The sequence below is a fragment of the Jeotgalibacillus salarius genome (assembly GCF_004405125.1).
GTDB classification, from domain to species: Bacteria; Bacillota; Bacilli; order Bacillales; family Jeotgalibacillaceae; genus Jeotgalibacillus; species Jeotgalibacillus salarius.
The window spans coordinates 160,490-175,612 of the sequence record NZ_SORX01000005.1; the positions used below are offsets into that span (position 1 = coordinate 160,490).

Sequence of the window (15,123 nt, forward strand, 5' to 3'; positions counted from 1 at the left end):
ATACAATAATAAACGTATATATCATATGTACTAATTCAAGTGAATAGGAGTGAAGTAATGGCAACTTATGTATTTGCCATCATTGGAATGCTGATCGTGATTCCAATTTTATATTTTCTTCCACTCGGTTTCTCATCTGGAGGAACGTTTATTATGGTGGGGATTGCTTTCACAGCAGCATTATTGATGATTTCACTTCAGAATATACTGAATATCTGGACGGCACTGCTTGCGAGTATCGCTTTAATCTTACTCGGTGTCATTGTTCTTCAGAAAAAAGGAAAGTCTTTCATGATAGAAGAGGAAGAAGAGCCGGATTTGAATTTCACAGATAAAGATCATGCTAAAGATGATATACATATAAGCGAAGAGTCAGATAGAGCAGAAGAGCCAGATGAACCTTCTGATGTCATTTTGTCCACAGATACCTGGATAATGAGTTCGTCAGAAGAAGTTGATGAGGATAAACAGGAGAAGGCAGTTGATGAGGAAGATTTCTCACTTGCAGAGAAAGAATTAACTGAAGTATCTGAAGACAAGCGGTCAGATTCAGAGAGAAGTGAATCTGACGAAGTTGACGAACTTCTAATATCGAGAAATGAATTCATGTTGTCAGAAAATATCGAAAAAGATAAAGAACTGTCAGACAAAGAGCATTTTGAGAAACAATATTCTCAGGAGGAATCACTTGAGGATGAACCTGATGTCTTATCAAAAGAGGAAAATACAATAGAAACTGATCGTTCGTGGCTTGAAAGTGCTGCAATCTACGATGTTGATATAAATCAGCCGGTTGAGATTCAGGATGAGCCAACTATTGAAAGTGATAAAATATCTGAACCAGATGAAGATGGTGACATTGAAACCCCGCATATTCAGGAAAGCGAAGATATAGCCACTCCTTTATTTAGTAATTTAGAGATTGAAGACAATACTATTGAACCGGAATCAGCGCAAAAACATGAACTGAATCTAATAGAAAATAGTCATGAACCAGAAGAAACGGCAGATGAACAAGAATCAGAAGCTTTCGTTTTCACTGATTCAGCAATTGATGACCGAATGAAAGATCATCCTGACACTGACAATGATGCTGCGATCGAACAACCAGCAGCAGAGGAAGAAGACACCTTACATGATGAAGCAGATGATGTTGAATCACAAATATCTTCCCCTGGCAGGATTAATGACGACATTTTCAGCATGATAACATTGGAGTTTAATTCCTATGTGGGATCAGATATACAACTCTTTAAAAATGAAGTGCATGAAACGATAGGGCTGACATCAGATGAATCTCAGCAATTCGCACTTTATAGAATAATGATAGAATTTTTTATGAGACAAGAACTTTATAATGAAGCGATTGAATCGAGTGAAGAAGTATCAATGAAATTTGATCATCCGGTGATCAAAAGAGAAATGGAAGAACTGCGTAATTTACTCACATAGTTATAAAAATTAAACTTTAATAGAATAGGTGTGAAATTGATGAAAAATAGTACAGAACTTATCGGCCTTCCAGTCATTTCAATCACAGATGGAACAGAAATTGGAACGGTTAAATCAATCGTTGTAAACCCAGAAAAAAGATCGGTTGATTTTATTGCGATCGAACATGAAGACTGGCAAACCAGTGTCAGAGCGATCCCTTTTAAGAAAATTATTGGGCTTGGCGGTTATGCAATCACTGTTGAAAACAGCGGGGCAGTCATTGATCTGAATGAAATCCCAATTGCAAATCAGTTGTTAAACAGAAAGATTTCTGTCTCAGATACAAAAGCAATCACAAAAAAAGGTGCACTTGCCGGAGAGATCATAGAATATTACTTCAATGAAGATACAGGTTCAATAGAGAAACTGAACATTGAATCATCTGAAAAAAACGGGTTTATTGACGCTGATCACGTGATCACATATGGAAAAGACATTATTGTGCTTGAAGAAGAAGCATTGTCTGCCATCAGTGAATCTCTTGAAACAGCCACAGCTGAAGTCTCAAAAGTTGATCAGATGAAAGAAAAACAGATGACGATGCTTGTCGGTAAAACACTGAAAAATGATATTACTGACTACAGTGGTGAAAAAATTCTTTCAGCAGGTGACGTGCTGACACAAGAACAAATAGAATTGACCAAGCAAAAAGGACCTTCCACTTTTGCAAAGCTGGCAACATCAGTTGAATAATGAAAGTTGGTGGATCATATGAGCCAAAACCAGGCTTTGAAAATGCTTACAGTGATCTTGCTGTCATTCTTTATCATCGCTGGAGCTACGCAGGCCGGACCGCTGCTGCTTCCCGGTTCGAACAATGAATCGGTTCCCTTTAGTCAAGGTACGGTTGTAGGAAGTACGGATGTCTCCGGGCTGTCTCAAGAAGAAGCTGTTGCATCAGTGTCAGAGGATATTGCAGTCTGGAAACAACAATCTTCTTTAAAGGTCTCTTATGGTGAAGAAGTATCTGTGCTCAGTCCTGAACTGATAGAGTTTTTCCCTGAAGAAGCCGTAAGCACTGCAGTTGATGGAGAGTCGAATCCTGTTCAATTGAACGTAAAAATGGGAGATGTAATTACACTGCTGAAGCGTGACTTCGGGTTACCGGAATCAGATGTGCTTGATCCAATGAAAGTACAAAATGAAATTGAGCAAAGATCTGCTTTTCTGGAATCGAATGAGATCACCTCAATTCCGTTATCGAACCTGCTGTCTGCTGGTTCAGGTGAAACATTAATTGCTGAGGCAGCTGGAACATTTACAGTTACGGCAGGTCAGCAGAACTATCTTTTCGCCAATGAATCCGTGACGCTGTCTCCAGGTCAGTATTACTCGGTATTAAATCTTTCAGAAGCAATCATTGAGACTTCAGATGACTACGAAATCTCTGATGAGGAACTTTCAAAAATTGCGACTGTCATTCATGAAGCAGTTTTAGATACGCCACTTACGATTGCTGAGCGTCATATTAGTACGCGCCTTCCTGAATACGCTTCACCGGGCAAAGAAGCAAGGGTTACATCAAGTAGCGGGAATGACTATAAGGTATTAAACGCCACTGAATCTGAATTTACGGTTCAGGCTGAATCAGTTCAGGGAACACTTTATATCCGGGTAACAGGACCTGAGCAACCATTTACATTCAGTGCTGATATTAGTGAATCGGAAGTACTGCCATTCAGAACGATTCGTCAATATAGTCCTTTCGTAGCTGATGGGGCAACTGAAGTGCCTGAAACGGGTATTGATGGTCAGCTCATACCTGTTGAGAGGGTCACACTTGATGCTGATTCCATTGAGATTGAGAGAGAATTGCTGTATGAAGACTTTTACCCTCCAGTTCATCGGGTAGAAGTCAGCAGTCTTGAGTCGCCTGAACAACAGGCGGAAGACGATCAGGACTCTGTTGATACTGATGGTGATGACACAAGTTCCGGCAATGATAGTGGAACGGGTCAAAATGGATCAAATAATGAAAATAATGACAATGAATCCGTAGATCGTAATGATTCAGACAATCTCACAGACAATCATTCTGGAAGTCCATCAGAAAACGACAATACGAATAACCCTGGATCTGATCGTGAGAGTTCATCAGGAGAAGCTGATGACGACAACTCACAGAGTCAGCAACAGGGAAGAAACGAAAACGGTCAGAATCGTTCAACTGATCAGAACAGAGATCCGAAATAATAGTCAGGAGGAAAGGCTGATGTCAGTTCAACCGAAGAAGCGTCTTGGTGATATGCTGCTCGAGGCAGGTGTACTTACACAGGAGCAGCTTGAAAAAACACTTGCTGAAAAACAGCAGCACCTGAAGCTTGGTGATGCGCTCCTTGAAAGAGGTTACATCACGGAACAGCAGCTGATCGAAGTACTCGAAGTGCAGCTTGGGATTGAACGGGTCAGCCTTTACAGATATCCGTTTGATACAAATCTGTTCACGCTTATTCCGAAAGAAGATGCACAAAGAAAGCTTATTATTCCATTGAAAAAAGAGGGCGATAAACTGTTTGTCGCCATGAGCGACCCAATGGACTTTTACACAATTGAAGACCTTAGACTTTCAACCGGCTTTGATATAAGGCCGGTTATTTCTACAAAAGATGACATTATCCGCTCAATCAATAAATATTATGAAACTGAAGAAGGCTTTGAAGACCTGAAAATAGAAGAAACGAAGGATGTGTCAGCTCAGGAACTGACTGATATGGAGTCCCCCATCATAAGACTTGTGAACCAGCTCTTATCTGCGGCTTCTTCTCAACGGGCAAGTGATATACATATAGACCCTCAGGAAACGAAAGTACTTGTCAGAATCAGGGTTGACGGTGTGCTTAGGACAGAGCGTGTGCTGCCAAAACATATTCAAGCCATGCTGACAGCAAGAATTAAAATACTTGCGAATATTGACATTACAGAACAGCGTATTCCACAGGATGGAAGAATTAAAATCAATGTGGATTACAAGCCGATTGACCTCCGTGTCTCTACGCTTCCGACAGTTTACGGCGAAAAAATTGTGCTGCGTATTCTGGATTTGAGCAGCTCGCTTAATGATATCCAGACGCTAGGATTTAACAGCCTCAACATGAAACGTTTTCAGTCTATGATTGAAAAGCCAACCGGCATTGTGCTGATCACAGGTCCAACCGGTTCTGGTAAATCATCAACCCTTTATGCGGCTTTGAACAAATTAAACAGTGAAGATGTGAATATTATCACTGTTGAGGACCCGGTTGAGTATCAGCTTGAAGGAATTAATCAGATTCAGGTAAACACGAATGTAGGGCTTACGTTTGCAAAAGGACTTCGGGCAATCCTCCGTCAGGATCCAAACATCATTATGGTCGGTGAGATCCGTGACCAGGAAACAGCTGAAGTCGCAATCAGAGCATCGCTGACCGGTCACCTCGTTTTAAGTACAATTCACACGAATGATTCACTTAGCACCGTGACAAGGCTTTTCGATATGAGCGTTGAACCATTTCTTATTGCCTCTTCTTTAAGTGGTGTAGTAGCGCAGCGTCTAGTTCGTAAAGTTTGCCGCGATTGTGCAGAACAACAGGAAGCTTCTGTCAGTGAAAAAGAAATTTTTGCGAGAAGAGGCATTAAGATCGAAACCGTCTATAAAGGGCGGGGCTGTACATCTTGTAACATGACCGGCTACAAAGGCCGGATTGCGATTCATGAGGTACTGATGATCGATGAAGTGATGAGAAGTATTATTCTGAACAGGGAGTCTTTTTCAAAACTTCGTGAAGTAGCGATTAAAAATAAAACGATCTTTTTGATTGATGACGGTCTTTTAAAAGTAAAGCAGGGCATCACAACAACTGAAGAGATTATGCGCGTAGCAATAGAATAGGGGACGTTTATATGAAAGAGGAAATTCACTATTTGCTAAAAACTGCATTTGAACTCGGAGCTTCAGATATGCATCTCACAGTCGGATCTCCACCGGTTCTCAGAATCGATGGCAGCTTAAAGAGGCTCGGGAAAGATAAGCTGAAAATGGAACATACCGAAAACATGGCAGAAGCGATTTTTCCGGAAGGTAAATGGGATGATTTTAAAGAAAAAGGAGAGCTAGATTTTTCATATGGCCTTCCAGGGGTATCGCGTTTCAGGATAAATGTCTATCATCAGAGAAACTGTATATCGCTTGCAGTAAGGGTGATTCCAACATCAATCCCTACATTGAAAAGTCTCCAGCTTCCTTCAGTGCTTGAAGATATTGCCCATTATCCACAGGGACTGGTGCTGGTAACCGGTCCAACGGGAAGCGGCAAATCCACAACGCTTGCATCAATGATTCAGTACATTAATCAGACTGAAAAAAAGCATATTATTACGCTCGAAGATCCGATTGAATACTTACACAGCCATAGCGGCTGTATTATTGATCAGCGGGAAGTCGGCTATGATACAAAAACGTTTGCCAATGGTCTGAGAAGTGCGCTCAGGCAGGACCCGGATATTATTCTGGTAGGAGAAATGCGTGACCTTGAAACAATCCAGACGGCGATTACAGCAGCTGAAACAGGGCATCTGGTTTTCGCAACACTTCACACATCGAGTGCCGCATCAACGGTTGAACGTATTATAGATGTGTTTCCGCCTGAACAGCAGCCACAAATCAGACTGCAGCTGGCAAGCGTATTAAAAGGAGTAATCTCACAGCGGTTACTCCCGCTTAAAGAGAAGAAAGGCAGAATTGCAGCCGTTGAAATTATGACGAATAATGCAGCTGTTGCCAATCTGATCCGCACAGAAAAAGTGCATCAGCTGCCGTCAGTCATACAAACGTCAATGGCGCAGGGTATGCAGCTTATTCAATCCAGTGTGAAAGAGCTGTATGATAAAAATATGATTTCGCAGGAAACCGCGAAACCTTATATGTAAGGGGAGTCTGTCATGGCACGTTTTAAATACGAAGGCAGAACGAAAAGTGGTTTGAAAAAAGGTATTGTATCAGCAGTTACAAGAAGAGAAGCGATCCAACAGCTGGCAGGCGACGGAATACGGGTAACGGATATTGAAGAGCAGCAGGAAACGCTGCTCAATAAAGATATCGCGATCGGGAATCCGGTTAAGCTGCAGCACCTTGTTATTTTCGTCAGACAATTCTCAACTTTGCTGAAAGCAGGCGTTACGGTCGTGGATGCGACTGCCATTCTTGCACAACAGACTGAAAGTAAACCGCTGAAAAAAGCGCTGTTATCTGTTGAATCAGAACTGCGTGAAGGAAATACTCTGTCTGATGCACTCAGTAAATTCAATCGGATATTCGAGCCTTTTTTCGTCAACATGCTGAGATCCGGGGAAGCCTCCGGGAACCTTGATGAGACGCTTGAGCGATTGGGAGATCACTATGAAAAGCAATATAATACGAGACAAAAGATTCGCTCAGCGCTTTCATATCCGATCGTGGTCGGGATTGTCGCACTGGGCGTAGTCATTTTCCTTTTAACTTCAGTCGTACCTACATTCGTCAATATGTTTGCTGATTTTGGCGGTGAACTGCCTCTGATTACGCAGTTCGTGCTGAACGCCAGTGACTTTATGGTTGATTGGTGGTATATCGTTATATTGTTGATTGTTGGCCTGTTTGCAGGCATTTCAACATTGAAAAAGCATCCGAAAACGAAATATCAGTTTGATTCTTTCGTGCTGAGGATCCCTCTTTTTGGGAAGTTGATCCAAAAAGCTGTGCTGGCGAGACTGACAAGAACACTGAGCTCACTTTTTTCAAGCTCAGTACCAATTTTACAGGCGCTTGCAATAGCTGAAACCATTGTTGAAAACGAAGTAGTCGCAAAGGTTATTCGTGAATCAAGAGACTCTCTTGAGCGGGGTAATTCTTTAACAGAACCGATGAAAAATCACTGGGCATTTCCACCGCTGATCTCACAAATGATCCAGATCGGTGAACAGACGGGGTCTTTAGATGCGATGCTCGGAAAAGTTGCAGATTTCTATGAAAAAGAAGTTGATCACGCAACTGAACAGCTCAAGTCGCTTATCGAACCACTGATGATCGTATTTCTGGCGGCAGTTGTAGGCACAATTGTGACCGCGATTATGGTACCGATGTTCGAGATATTTAACGACGTTCAACAATATTAGACACATTCTAGTTATTTTATACTGTATTTTTCATAGGTAAATGTAGTAGTATAAAAGTACAGTAATGCTGAATACTATCTTGGAGGTAAATATATGTTTAAGAAAATGAAATCAATGATTAAAAATGAACGCGGTCTTACTCTGATTGAATTGCTCGCAGTTGTCGTCATTCTCGGTATCATCGCTGCAATCGCAATCCCGGCAATTGGTGGTATTATCGACAACACACGTAAAGATGCACATGTTGCGAATGCGCAGCAGATGATTAGTTCGGCGAAAATAGCTGTGGCGGGGGATAATCGATTTATACCTGCAGAAGAGAATAGTACTTTTATTACTCTTGAAGAATTAGAAGATGGTGGATATATTGAAACGTTGGAGGATCCTGATAATGGGGGTTACACTTCAGCTGATGCTCCGGATACAGCACCTCTAACGACAAGACCAACAACTGGGTCTTATGTAGAAATAGCTAGAGGGGATGCCACTACCCAATTAACTTATAATGTTCACCTTGACGGGAGTGAGCGGGATATTGGTACGCCTGCAGCCCCAGAAGCTGAAGGTGACTTAAATCGTTCAGTTTTCGACTAAAAACAAGCCCTCGGGCTTGTTTTTTTACTATCCAAAAGTTCTGAATACGTTATAATAGTATTATCCTATTTTAGTATAGGTCCATTTGCATTGACAGCTGAACTCAGCTTAGAAGGGGTTATTTTCTATGATACAGTCCTTATTTAAAAGATCAGGTCAGCTTGTACATATTGTGTTTTCAGAGAATGCCATCCGTATGGTGGAGCTCAGATCGCTTGAACCGCTTGACATTAAGCAGGTTCAGTTTTATGAGCTGCCAGATGGGATCATTGAGCGTGGCAGGGTTGAAGATGCTGAAACGCTTGAAACAATTCTGGAACAGTGTGTCCGCGACTGGAAAATTAAAAATAAAAAAGTGCAATTCACTGTACCTGACCCGTTTGTGATTGTCAGACAGCTTGAATTGAAAGAGAATCTTTCAGATCAGGAAATTCACGGTTATTTATATATGGAGCTCGGCAACAGAATTCAGATTCCCTTTGAGGACCCCGTATTTGATTTTGTGAAATTGCCGGGTGATGAAAAGAAGGAAATTGTTATTTTTGCTTCTCCTGTAGATATTGTGAGCAGCTACAGAGATTTGCTGGACAAGGTTCATCTGGAGCCGTTAACAGCAGATATCACGCCACTTGCTCTTTACAGATACTATGACCACACAGGGACACTTGATCAGAAAGATCACCTGATGTTTATACATATGGAATCGCATCAGCTGACAATCTCAGTGTTTCACGATGGCTTCCCCCTCTTTATGAGGCCGATAGCGCTCGAAGAAACGACAGAATTCGAAGAACTGTACAGTGAAATCGAAAAGATTATGCGCTTTTACCGTTATTCAGTCCTGCAGGATGACGGTGAGATCAGCAGCATTTATTTAAGCGGGGACCACGCAGAGATCCAGGATTTTCATGATGGTCTGAATGCAGAAACAACTGTCCGGGTGGAAAAACCGTCAAAAACAAGAGAGTTTGAACGCCTGCTGGACCACGATATAAGAGGATTTGAAGTAGCAATCGGACTGTCGTTAAAAGAGGGAATCAGATGAGTCAGATTTCAATCAATTTACTACCGAAAAAACAAAAGAAGCAGCGGTTCAGAATGGCGTTTATTATTCCGATCATTGCAGTACTTGTTTTACTTACAGCTACTGTATTTGTCTTGCAGTGGTCCAAAGGGGAAGAACTCGAAAGAATCGACTCGCAGCTGTCGCAGGCGCAACAGGAAAAGGCATTACTTGAACAGCAAAATCAGCGTAATGAATCAGTTGGCGGAATTGATCAGCTTGAATCGGCTATTCAGTTCATGGAAAGTTATCCGATTCCAACAGTAGAGGTACTGAACCACTTTACCGAACTTCTCCCTGAAAGAGGGTTCTTCGAATCATTTCAGTATACTGACACAGGACTGATTACGCTAACTGTTCAATTTGACATGAGCAGAGAAGCAGCTTTTTATCTGCATCAGCTTGAACAGTCAGAAAAAGTTACGCAGGCGTCTCTGCAAAGTATTGTCACAGAAGAATTGGATTCGGCTGGATCAGATGAAGTTTTACCGCGGTATGTCGCACAATATACAGTAATGCTGAATCAGCAGGCTATCAGGGAGGGTGAAGTAATTGAATAATAGGTTTAATAGAACTTCACTTCTGACCATTGCCCTCGGTACGGTTGCACTTTTACTCCCTGTCATACTTTATTTTTTACTGATTTATCCGCTGAATGCTGAAGTGGATTTAAAACAGCAGCAGCTTAAAAACGAAGAACAGCTGATCGAAGCGATGCTGCTAAGCAGAGGTGACGGTCAAGCTGTGTCACTCGAAAGCAGCGCTGAGCTTCAGAAGCAGATTCCGGTTAAACCGCTTGTCGATCAGCTTATTCTTGAACTGGAGAAAGCTGAACTTGTTTCAGACAGTATGATTGCATCAATCGCCATAACTGAGGCGGAAGTCACGTCTCTTTCAGAAGTTGAAGAAGCACCGGAGCAGATGGAAAATCCGATTGATACTCCTTCAGAAGGGAATGCATCTGTGGACGAAGAAACTGATGAAGTGATTGTAGATTCTGATCCTGCTCCCGCAGACATTCAGGCGCCATCAGGACTTTATAAAGTACTAATGAACCTTTCAGTTACTTCAGACAGCTATTTTGAAATGCAGCAGTTTTTAAATGTTTTAGAAGATTCCAATCGGATAATGGAAGTTGAACAGATCAGCTTTTCTGATGACAGCGAGCAGATTTCTGTAAATGATTTATCAGAACCGCTTATTTATACAATGGCAGTCGCTGCATTTTACTATCCGGAACTTGAGGAGCTAATTAATGAACTGCCGCTGATTAATGCACCGCCACCTGCTGATAAAAATAATCCTCTATCACAGTTTCCGGATCTAGAAAGTGAGGAAGAAGAGTGACAAGATTAAGAAGCGAGCGTGGGTTTACATTAATTGAATTGCTGGCTGTACTCGTTATTCTCGGGATTATTCTTGCAATTGGTGCACTCATGATTCAGACAACTGTGTCAAAAGCAAAGCAGGATGCTTTTATATCAAATGCCTATACGATGAAGGAAGCAGCCAGAAAGTATGCGCTCTATCACCGCATAGATGAATCGCCGGTCGATCAGGTTACTTATCAGGAATTATTAGCTGAAGGTCTGATCGAAAAAATGCAGGATCCGTTTACCGGCGAGCTTCTGGCAGATAACAATGGGAGCTATGTCATGTTTTCTGAAATTGAGCCAATAACCATTTGTCTTTATGCCGAAAATTATAAAATATGCGGAAGTGAAGACGAAGAAGCGCCATCGTCGTTCAGTGAACTTTCCCGCGACAGTATTACTCCGAATTAGCCCCCAAATTTATTAAAAGGAGTCAATCCACATGTCGATCTTTCTGACAGCGTTATTTTTTCTTTACGGTACAATCTTTGGCTCTTTTTATAATGTTGTGGGTCTTCGGGTACCTAAAAAGCAGTCTATATCCTATCCGGGATCTGCCTGTCCGCAGTGTGGCCATCAATTGAAATGGTATGAATTAATCCCTGTGATTTCTTACTTATTGTTAAAGGGAAAGTGTAAAAGCTGCCGCTTAAAAATTCCTATTAAATATCCTGCGATCGAACTGTTCACAGGACTTTTATTTGCTTACAGTTTTTATTATTTTGGATTTACTGGTGAACTGTTCGTCAGTCTCATATTTGTATCTCTTTTAATGATTATTACTGTTTCAGATATTGAGTACATGATTATTCCTGATCGGATTTTACTTTTTTTCGGTGTCATGATGGTTGCACTGAGAATACTAATTCCGTTATCACCGTGGTGGGACGCTTTCGCAGGTGCAGCTGCCGGTTTCGTACTGTTGCTCCTGATTGGGATTATCTCAAGAGGAGGAATGGGTGGCGGAGATATTAAGCTGTATGCTGTGATTGGACTGGTGCTTGGTGTGAAGCTGACATTGCTTTCATTTTTTCTTGCGACGTTTATCGGGACAGCGGCAGGGCTGTATGCGATATATGTGAAAAAGAAATCGAGAAAAGAGCCTGTTCCGTTCGGTCCTTCAATTGCGATTGGTGCTTTAATTGCTTATTTTTGGGGTGAGATCTTCATCACGTCATATATGAATCTGTTTTTCTGATTTTCATTAAATGTGTCGGAAAATCACGTGAACAAGACGACAAATGTCTTGTTCTTTTTTTGATTTCACGTGCTAGTCTCTTACTATATAAGTAATAGAAGGAGCTGCATAAATGAAACAGGAACCGGCCTCGAAAAACAAAGATGGAACGATTATTCATTTTCCGGCATCTCAGGATAAGAGAAAAACAAAAGGGTTAATACTATTTCCGATTTTTTCTGGTATCCTCTGTGCGGTAATTTTTGGACTAATACTCAATCTTTTTTTAGAAAAGCCTGATCAGCAGCCGCTGCTCGCAGAACCTGTGGAAGAGACAACCTTATTTGAAGTGCCGCCAATATCTTTCTGGGTGTTGCAGGCCGGGGCGTTCAGCACTGAAGAAGCAGCCGGTGATTTCATTTCAACACTGCCCGCTGACACCTCCCACGTGCTTGTGAAGCAGGATGATATGCAACTTTTATGGATAGGGGCAGCCGGAACCGAAGAAAAGGCAAAAGCACTCTCAGCAGGACATGCTGGTGATGTTTATGTAAAAAAAGTAATGATTGATGCCTTTCAACTCAATGTCTCTGAAAAAGATCATGAATGGCTATCAGCTACAATCGGTGCCATGAATCAAAAGTTGTCATCACCGAGTACATCATTTACTGCAATTCCCGTTGACCAATTGGAGCATAGTGATCTGCAAAATCTTCATCGCTCAATCGAAAACGGAAACAGTGAAACAGCTTTTCTTCAAAGTTTGAGTGCGATTTTACAGATTGAACAGAAAATCAGTGAGTAATTCTTCATTTGTAATTAAATGTTATTGATATCAGGGAGATATGCTATACTATAGCTATCTCCCTATTATTATTTTGCATTGAGGTGAATGAATCATGGACATTATTTTAGCTTCACAATCTCCTCGTCGAAAAGAATTGATGGCAATGCTTCCTTACCCTTTCCTGATACATCCTTCAGAATTTGATGAATCCACGATCAAAGAGAAAGATCCGGAAAAAGCCGTTTTAAAAATTGCTGAAGGAAAAGCTGCTGATGTAGCAGAGAAGTTTCCTGAATCAGTTGTCATCGGCAGTGATACGATTGTTTTTCAACAACAAATTTTAGGTAAACCGAAAACGGCTGAGGAAGCAGCGGAAATGCTCAGAAGTTTATCCGGTCAGACACATACTGTTTACACAGGGGTTGTGTTGATGAAAGATGGAATAGCTACTTCATTTGCCGAAAAGACGTCTGTCACATTCTGGCCGCTGTCTGAGAAAGAAATAAGCGATTACGCTGCGACAGAGGACCCTTACGACAAGGCAGGAGCATACGGTATCCAATCCGGAGGCGCATTATTTGTGAAAGAGATTACCGGTGATTACTATGCTGTAGTCGGACTTCCCCTTGCCCGGTTAAAAAGAGAGCTTGACGCTTTGCTTTCTTAGCTGTTTTCCACCAAACAGGAGGAAAATGATGCTGATTCCACAGAAAACGTTAATGATCAGAGATTACCATGACGAGGACAAGCCCCGTGAACGCTTTATAAATCAAGGTGCTCAAAGTTTATCAAACCAGGAATTAATTGCGATTTTACTCCGGACTGGCTCTAAAGAAGAGTCGGTGATCAATCTTGCGAATAAACTGCTTCAGGAGTTTAATGGATTAAGAACGTTAAAAGAAGCTTCTTTTGACGAGCTGATTTCAATTAAAGGAATTGGTCATGCAAAAGCAGTACAGGTTTTAGCGGCTGTTGAAGTCGGACGCCGTATTGCAAATATTACATTTGAAGACAGGTTCACAATTCGTTCACCTGAAGATGGTGCGACTTTCCTGATGAATGAAATGCGCTTTTTGACCCAGGAGCATTTCGTCGCCCTGTATCTCAATACGAAAAATCAGATTATCCACCAGCAAACGATTTTTATAGGATCGTTAAATTCCTCCATAGTTCACCCCAGAGAGGTCTTCAAAGAAGCCTTCAAGCGCTCCGCCGCCTCTATTATCTGTGCTCACAACCACCCGAGCGGTGACCCGACACCTTCTAAAGAAGATATTGATGTGACAAGAAGATTGGTCGAATGTGGAAAAATGATCGGCATAGAAGTGCTTGATCATTTAATCATTGGTGAAAAGAAGTATGTAAGTTTAAAGGAAAAAGGGTATATGTAACGTTGTTAAAATGGATGCGTGTAAGCTATAATTAAAGCTATGGTTTTTGACCGGCCTGTAAAAGGCTATTTGCTTAATGAGAAAGGGAGATACTCCATGTTTGGAACGAAAGATATAGGAATTGATTTAGGAACAGCTAATACACTTGTTTACATAAAAGGTAAGGGGATCGTTGTAAGAGAACCTTCAGTCGTAGCGCTTAGACAGGATACGAAAGATATTGTAGCAGTGGGAAATGAAGCAAGAAATATGATTGGCAGAACGCCAGGAAACATTGTAGCACTACGCCCGATGAAAGACGGTGTCATTGCAGACTTTGAAACTACTTCTACGATGATCAAGTATTATATGAATCAGGCATTGAAAAGTGGTTCATTTTCTAGAAAGCCGTATGTTATGGTGTGTGTGCCATCAGGGATCACATCAGTAGAGAAACGTGCAGTGATTGATGCTGCAAGGCAGGCGGGTGCAAAAGACGCATTCCCGATCGAAGAACCATTCGCAGCTGCAATCGGTGCCGGGCTTCCTGTTTGGGAACCGACTGGCAGTATGGTTGTTGATATTGGTGGCGGTACTACGGAAGTAGCAGTCATTTCGCTTGGAGGAATTGTAACAAGTGAATCCATCCGTGTAGCTGGTGATGAAATGGATGATGCAATTGTTTCATACATTAGAAAACAATATAATCTGATGATTGGTGAACGTACTGCTGAAGCAGTCAAAATGGAAATTGGATCTGCAGTATCAAATGAAACTGAAGTGAAGATGGAAATAAGAGGCCGTGATTTGTTAACGGGACTTCCAAAAACAATTGAAATTACGCAAAAAGAAATTCAGGGTGCTTTGGCAGATACGATTTCTACAATTATCGAATCAGTGAAAAGTACACTTGAGCATACACCGCCCGAACTTTCAGCGGATATTATGGATCGCGGAATTGTATTGACAGGTGGAGGAGCGCTTCTGAAAGGACTGGATCAATTGATGACGCAAGAAACATCAATGCCGGTTCATATTGCCGAAGAGCCTCTTGATTGTGTGGCAATTGGTACAGGTAAAGCGTTAGATAACATCGACTACTTTAAGAAACAGAAGTAACAGGGAAAACAGCTAAT

16 protein-coding genes are annotated in these 15,123 nt (G+C 41.5%); all 16 read left to right on the forward strand.

The annotated features are described in order from the left end of the window. Positions 1–57: 57 nt before the first annotated feature. The 16 genes from E2626_RS10125 to E2626_RS10200 all read left to right on the forward strand — a co-directional run bounded on the left by E2626_RS10125 (position 58) and on the right by E2626_RS10200 (position 15,106). Positions 58–1,452, forward strand: a complete 1,395-nt coding sequence (locus E2626_RS10125) for a midas domain-containing protein (protein ID WP_134381636.1) — start codon at positions 58–60, stop codon at positions 1,450–1,452. Between the two features lie 39 nt (positions 1,453–1,491). Then, a complete protein-coding gene (locus tag E2626_RS10130; protein ID WP_134381637.1) occupies positions 1,492–2,187 on the forward strand; it encodes a PRC-barrel domain-containing protein in 696 nt (231 codons plus the stop codon). Positions 2,188–2,205: 18 nt separating this feature from the next. Then, a complete protein-coding gene (locus E2626_RS10135; RefSeq protein ID WP_134381638.1) occupies positions 2,206–3,687 on the forward strand; it encodes a VanW family protein in 1,482 nt (493 codons plus the stop codon). 19 nt (positions 3,688–3,706) lie between these two features. Then, the gene (locus E2626_RS10140) at positions 3,707–5,362 is read left to right on the forward strand and encodes a GspE/PulE family protein (RefSeq protein ID WP_134381783.1); all 1,656 of its coding nucleotides are present in this window, start codon (positions 3,707–3,709) and stop codon (positions 5,360–5,362) included. Positions 5,363–5,373: 11 nt separating this feature from the next. Beyond that, positions 5,374–6,399, forward strand: a complete 1,026-nt coding sequence (locus E2626_RS10145; protein ID WP_134381639.1) for a type IV pilus twitching motility protein PilT — start codon at positions 5,374–5,376, stop codon at positions 6,397–6,399. Between the two features lie 12 nt (positions 6,400–6,411). Further along, positions 6,412–7,623: a type II secretion system F family protein gene (locus tag E2626_RS10150; protein ID WP_134381640.1), complete on the forward strand. Its 1,212-nt coding sequence runs from the start codon at positions 6,412–6,414 to the stop codon at positions 7,621–7,623. Between the two features lie 93 nt (positions 7,624–7,716). Beyond that, positions 7,717–8,217, forward strand: a complete 501-nt coding sequence (locus E2626_RS10155; protein WP_134381641.1) for a prepilin-type N-terminal cleavage/methylation domain-containing protein — start codon at positions 7,717–7,719, stop codon at positions 8,215–8,217. A 127-nt stretch (positions 8,218–8,344) separates the two neighbouring features. Further along, a complete protein-coding gene (gene pilM / locus E2626_RS10160) occupies positions 8,345–9,262 on the forward strand; it encodes a type IV pilus biogenesis protein PilM (protein WP_134381642.1) in 918 nt (305 codons plus the stop codon). Further along, positions 9,259–9,840 carry a PilN domain-containing protein gene (locus E2626_RS10165; protein WP_134381643.1) on the forward strand — a complete coding sequence of 194 codons (582 nt, stop codon included), beginning with the start codon at positions 9,259–9,261 and terminating at the stop codon, positions 9,838–9,840. The genes pilM and E2626_RS10165 overlap by 4 nt, the downstream gene beginning before the upstream one ends. Further along, positions 9,833–10,627 (forward strand): pilus assembly protein PilO, encoded by a 795-nt coding sequence (locus E2626_RS10170; RefSeq protein WP_134381644.1) that lies wholly within the window; start codon positions 9,833–9,835, stop codon positions 10,625–10,627. The genes E2626_RS10165 and E2626_RS10170 overlap by 8 nt, the downstream gene beginning before the upstream one ends. Then, positions 10,624–11,064: a type II secretion system protein gene (locus E2626_RS10175; RefSeq protein WP_134381645.1), complete on the forward strand. Its 441-nt coding sequence runs from the start codon at positions 10,624–10,626 to the stop codon at positions 11,062–11,064. The genes E2626_RS10170 and E2626_RS10175 overlap by 4 nt, the downstream gene beginning before the upstream one ends. A 31-nt stretch (positions 11,065–11,095) precedes the next feature. Next, on the forward strand, positions 11,096–11,851 hold the full coding sequence (locus tag E2626_RS10180; protein ID WP_134381646.1) for a prepilin peptidase: 756 nt from the start codon (positions 11,096–11,098) through the stop codon (positions 11,849–11,851). Between the two features lie 112 nt (positions 11,852–11,963). Continuing rightward, entirely contained in the window at positions 11,964–12,635 is a 672-nt protein-coding gene (locus E2626_RS10185; RefSeq protein WP_134381647.1) for a hypothetical protein, read from the forward strand. Positions 12,636–12,729: 94 nt separating this feature from the next. Continuing rightward, positions 12,730–13,284 carry a Maf family protein gene (locus tag E2626_RS10190; protein ID WP_424955129.1) on the forward strand — a complete coding sequence of 185 codons (555 nt, stop codon included), beginning with the start codon at positions 12,730–12,732 and terminating at the stop codon, positions 13,282–13,284. 28 nt (positions 13,285–13,312) lie between these two features. Further along, a complete protein-coding gene (radC, locus tag E2626_RS10195; protein ID WP_244094294.1) occupies positions 13,313–14,008 on the forward strand; it encodes a RadC family protein in 696 nt (231 codons plus the stop codon). Positions 14,009–14,104: 96 nt separating this feature from the next. Continuing rightward, a complete protein-coding gene (locus tag E2626_RS10200) occupies positions 14,105–15,106 on the forward strand; it encodes a rod shape-determining protein (RefSeq protein ID WP_134381649.1) in 1,002 nt (333 codons plus the stop codon). The last annotated feature ends 17 nt before the right edge of the window (positions 15,107–15,123 follow it).

Coding starts and splice junctions, on each gene's coding strand:
- E2626_RS10125 (WP_134381636.1), top strand. CDS start 58: ATGGCAACTTATGTATTTGCCATCATTGGAATGCTGATCGTGATTCCA.
- E2626_RS10130 (WP_134381637.1), top strand. CDS start 1,492: ATGAAAAATAGTACAGAACTTATCGGCCTTCCAGTCATTTCAATCACA.
- E2626_RS10135 (WP_134381638.1), top strand. CDS start 2,206: ATGAGCCAAAACCAGGCTTTGAAAATGCTTACAGTGATCTTGCTGTCA.
- E2626_RS10140 (WP_134381783.1), top strand. CDS start 3,707: ATGTCAGTTCAACCGAAGAAGCGTCTTGGTGATATGCTGCTCGAGGCA.
- E2626_RS10145 (WP_134381639.1), top strand. CDS start 5,374: ATGAAAGAGGAAATTCACTATTTGCTAAAAACTGCATTTGAACTCGGA.
- E2626_RS10150 (WP_134381640.1), top strand. CDS start 6,412: ATGGCACGTTTTAAATACGAAGGCAGAACGAAAAGTGGTTTGAAAAAA.
- E2626_RS10155 (WP_134381641.1), top strand. CDS start 7,717: ATGTTTAAGAAAATGAAATCAATGATTAAAAATGAACGCGGTCTTACT.
- pilM (WP_134381642.1), top strand. CDS start 8,345: ATGATACAGTCCTTATTTAAAAGATCAGGTCAGCTTGTACATATTGTG.
- E2626_RS10165 (WP_134381643.1), top strand. CDS start 9,259: ATGAGTCAGATTTCAATCAATTTACTACCGAAAAAACAAAAGAAGCAG.
- E2626_RS10180 (WP_134381646.1), top strand. CDS start 11,096: ATGTCGATCTTTCTGACAGCGTTATTTTTTCTTTACGGTACAATCTTT.
- E2626_RS10185 (WP_134381647.1), top strand. CDS start 11,964: ATGAAACAGGAACCGGCCTCGAAAAACAAAGATGGAACGATTATTCAT.
- E2626_RS10190 (WP_424955129.1), top strand. CDS start 12,730: ATGGACATTATTTTAGCTTCACAATCTCCTCGTCGAAAAGAATTGATG.
- radC (WP_244094294.1), top strand. CDS start 13,313: ATGCTGATTCCACAGAAAACGTTAATGATCAGAGATTACCATGACGAG.
- E2626_RS10200 (WP_134381649.1), top strand. CDS start 14,105: ATGTTTGGAACGAAAGATATAGGAATTGATTTAGGAACAGCTAATACA.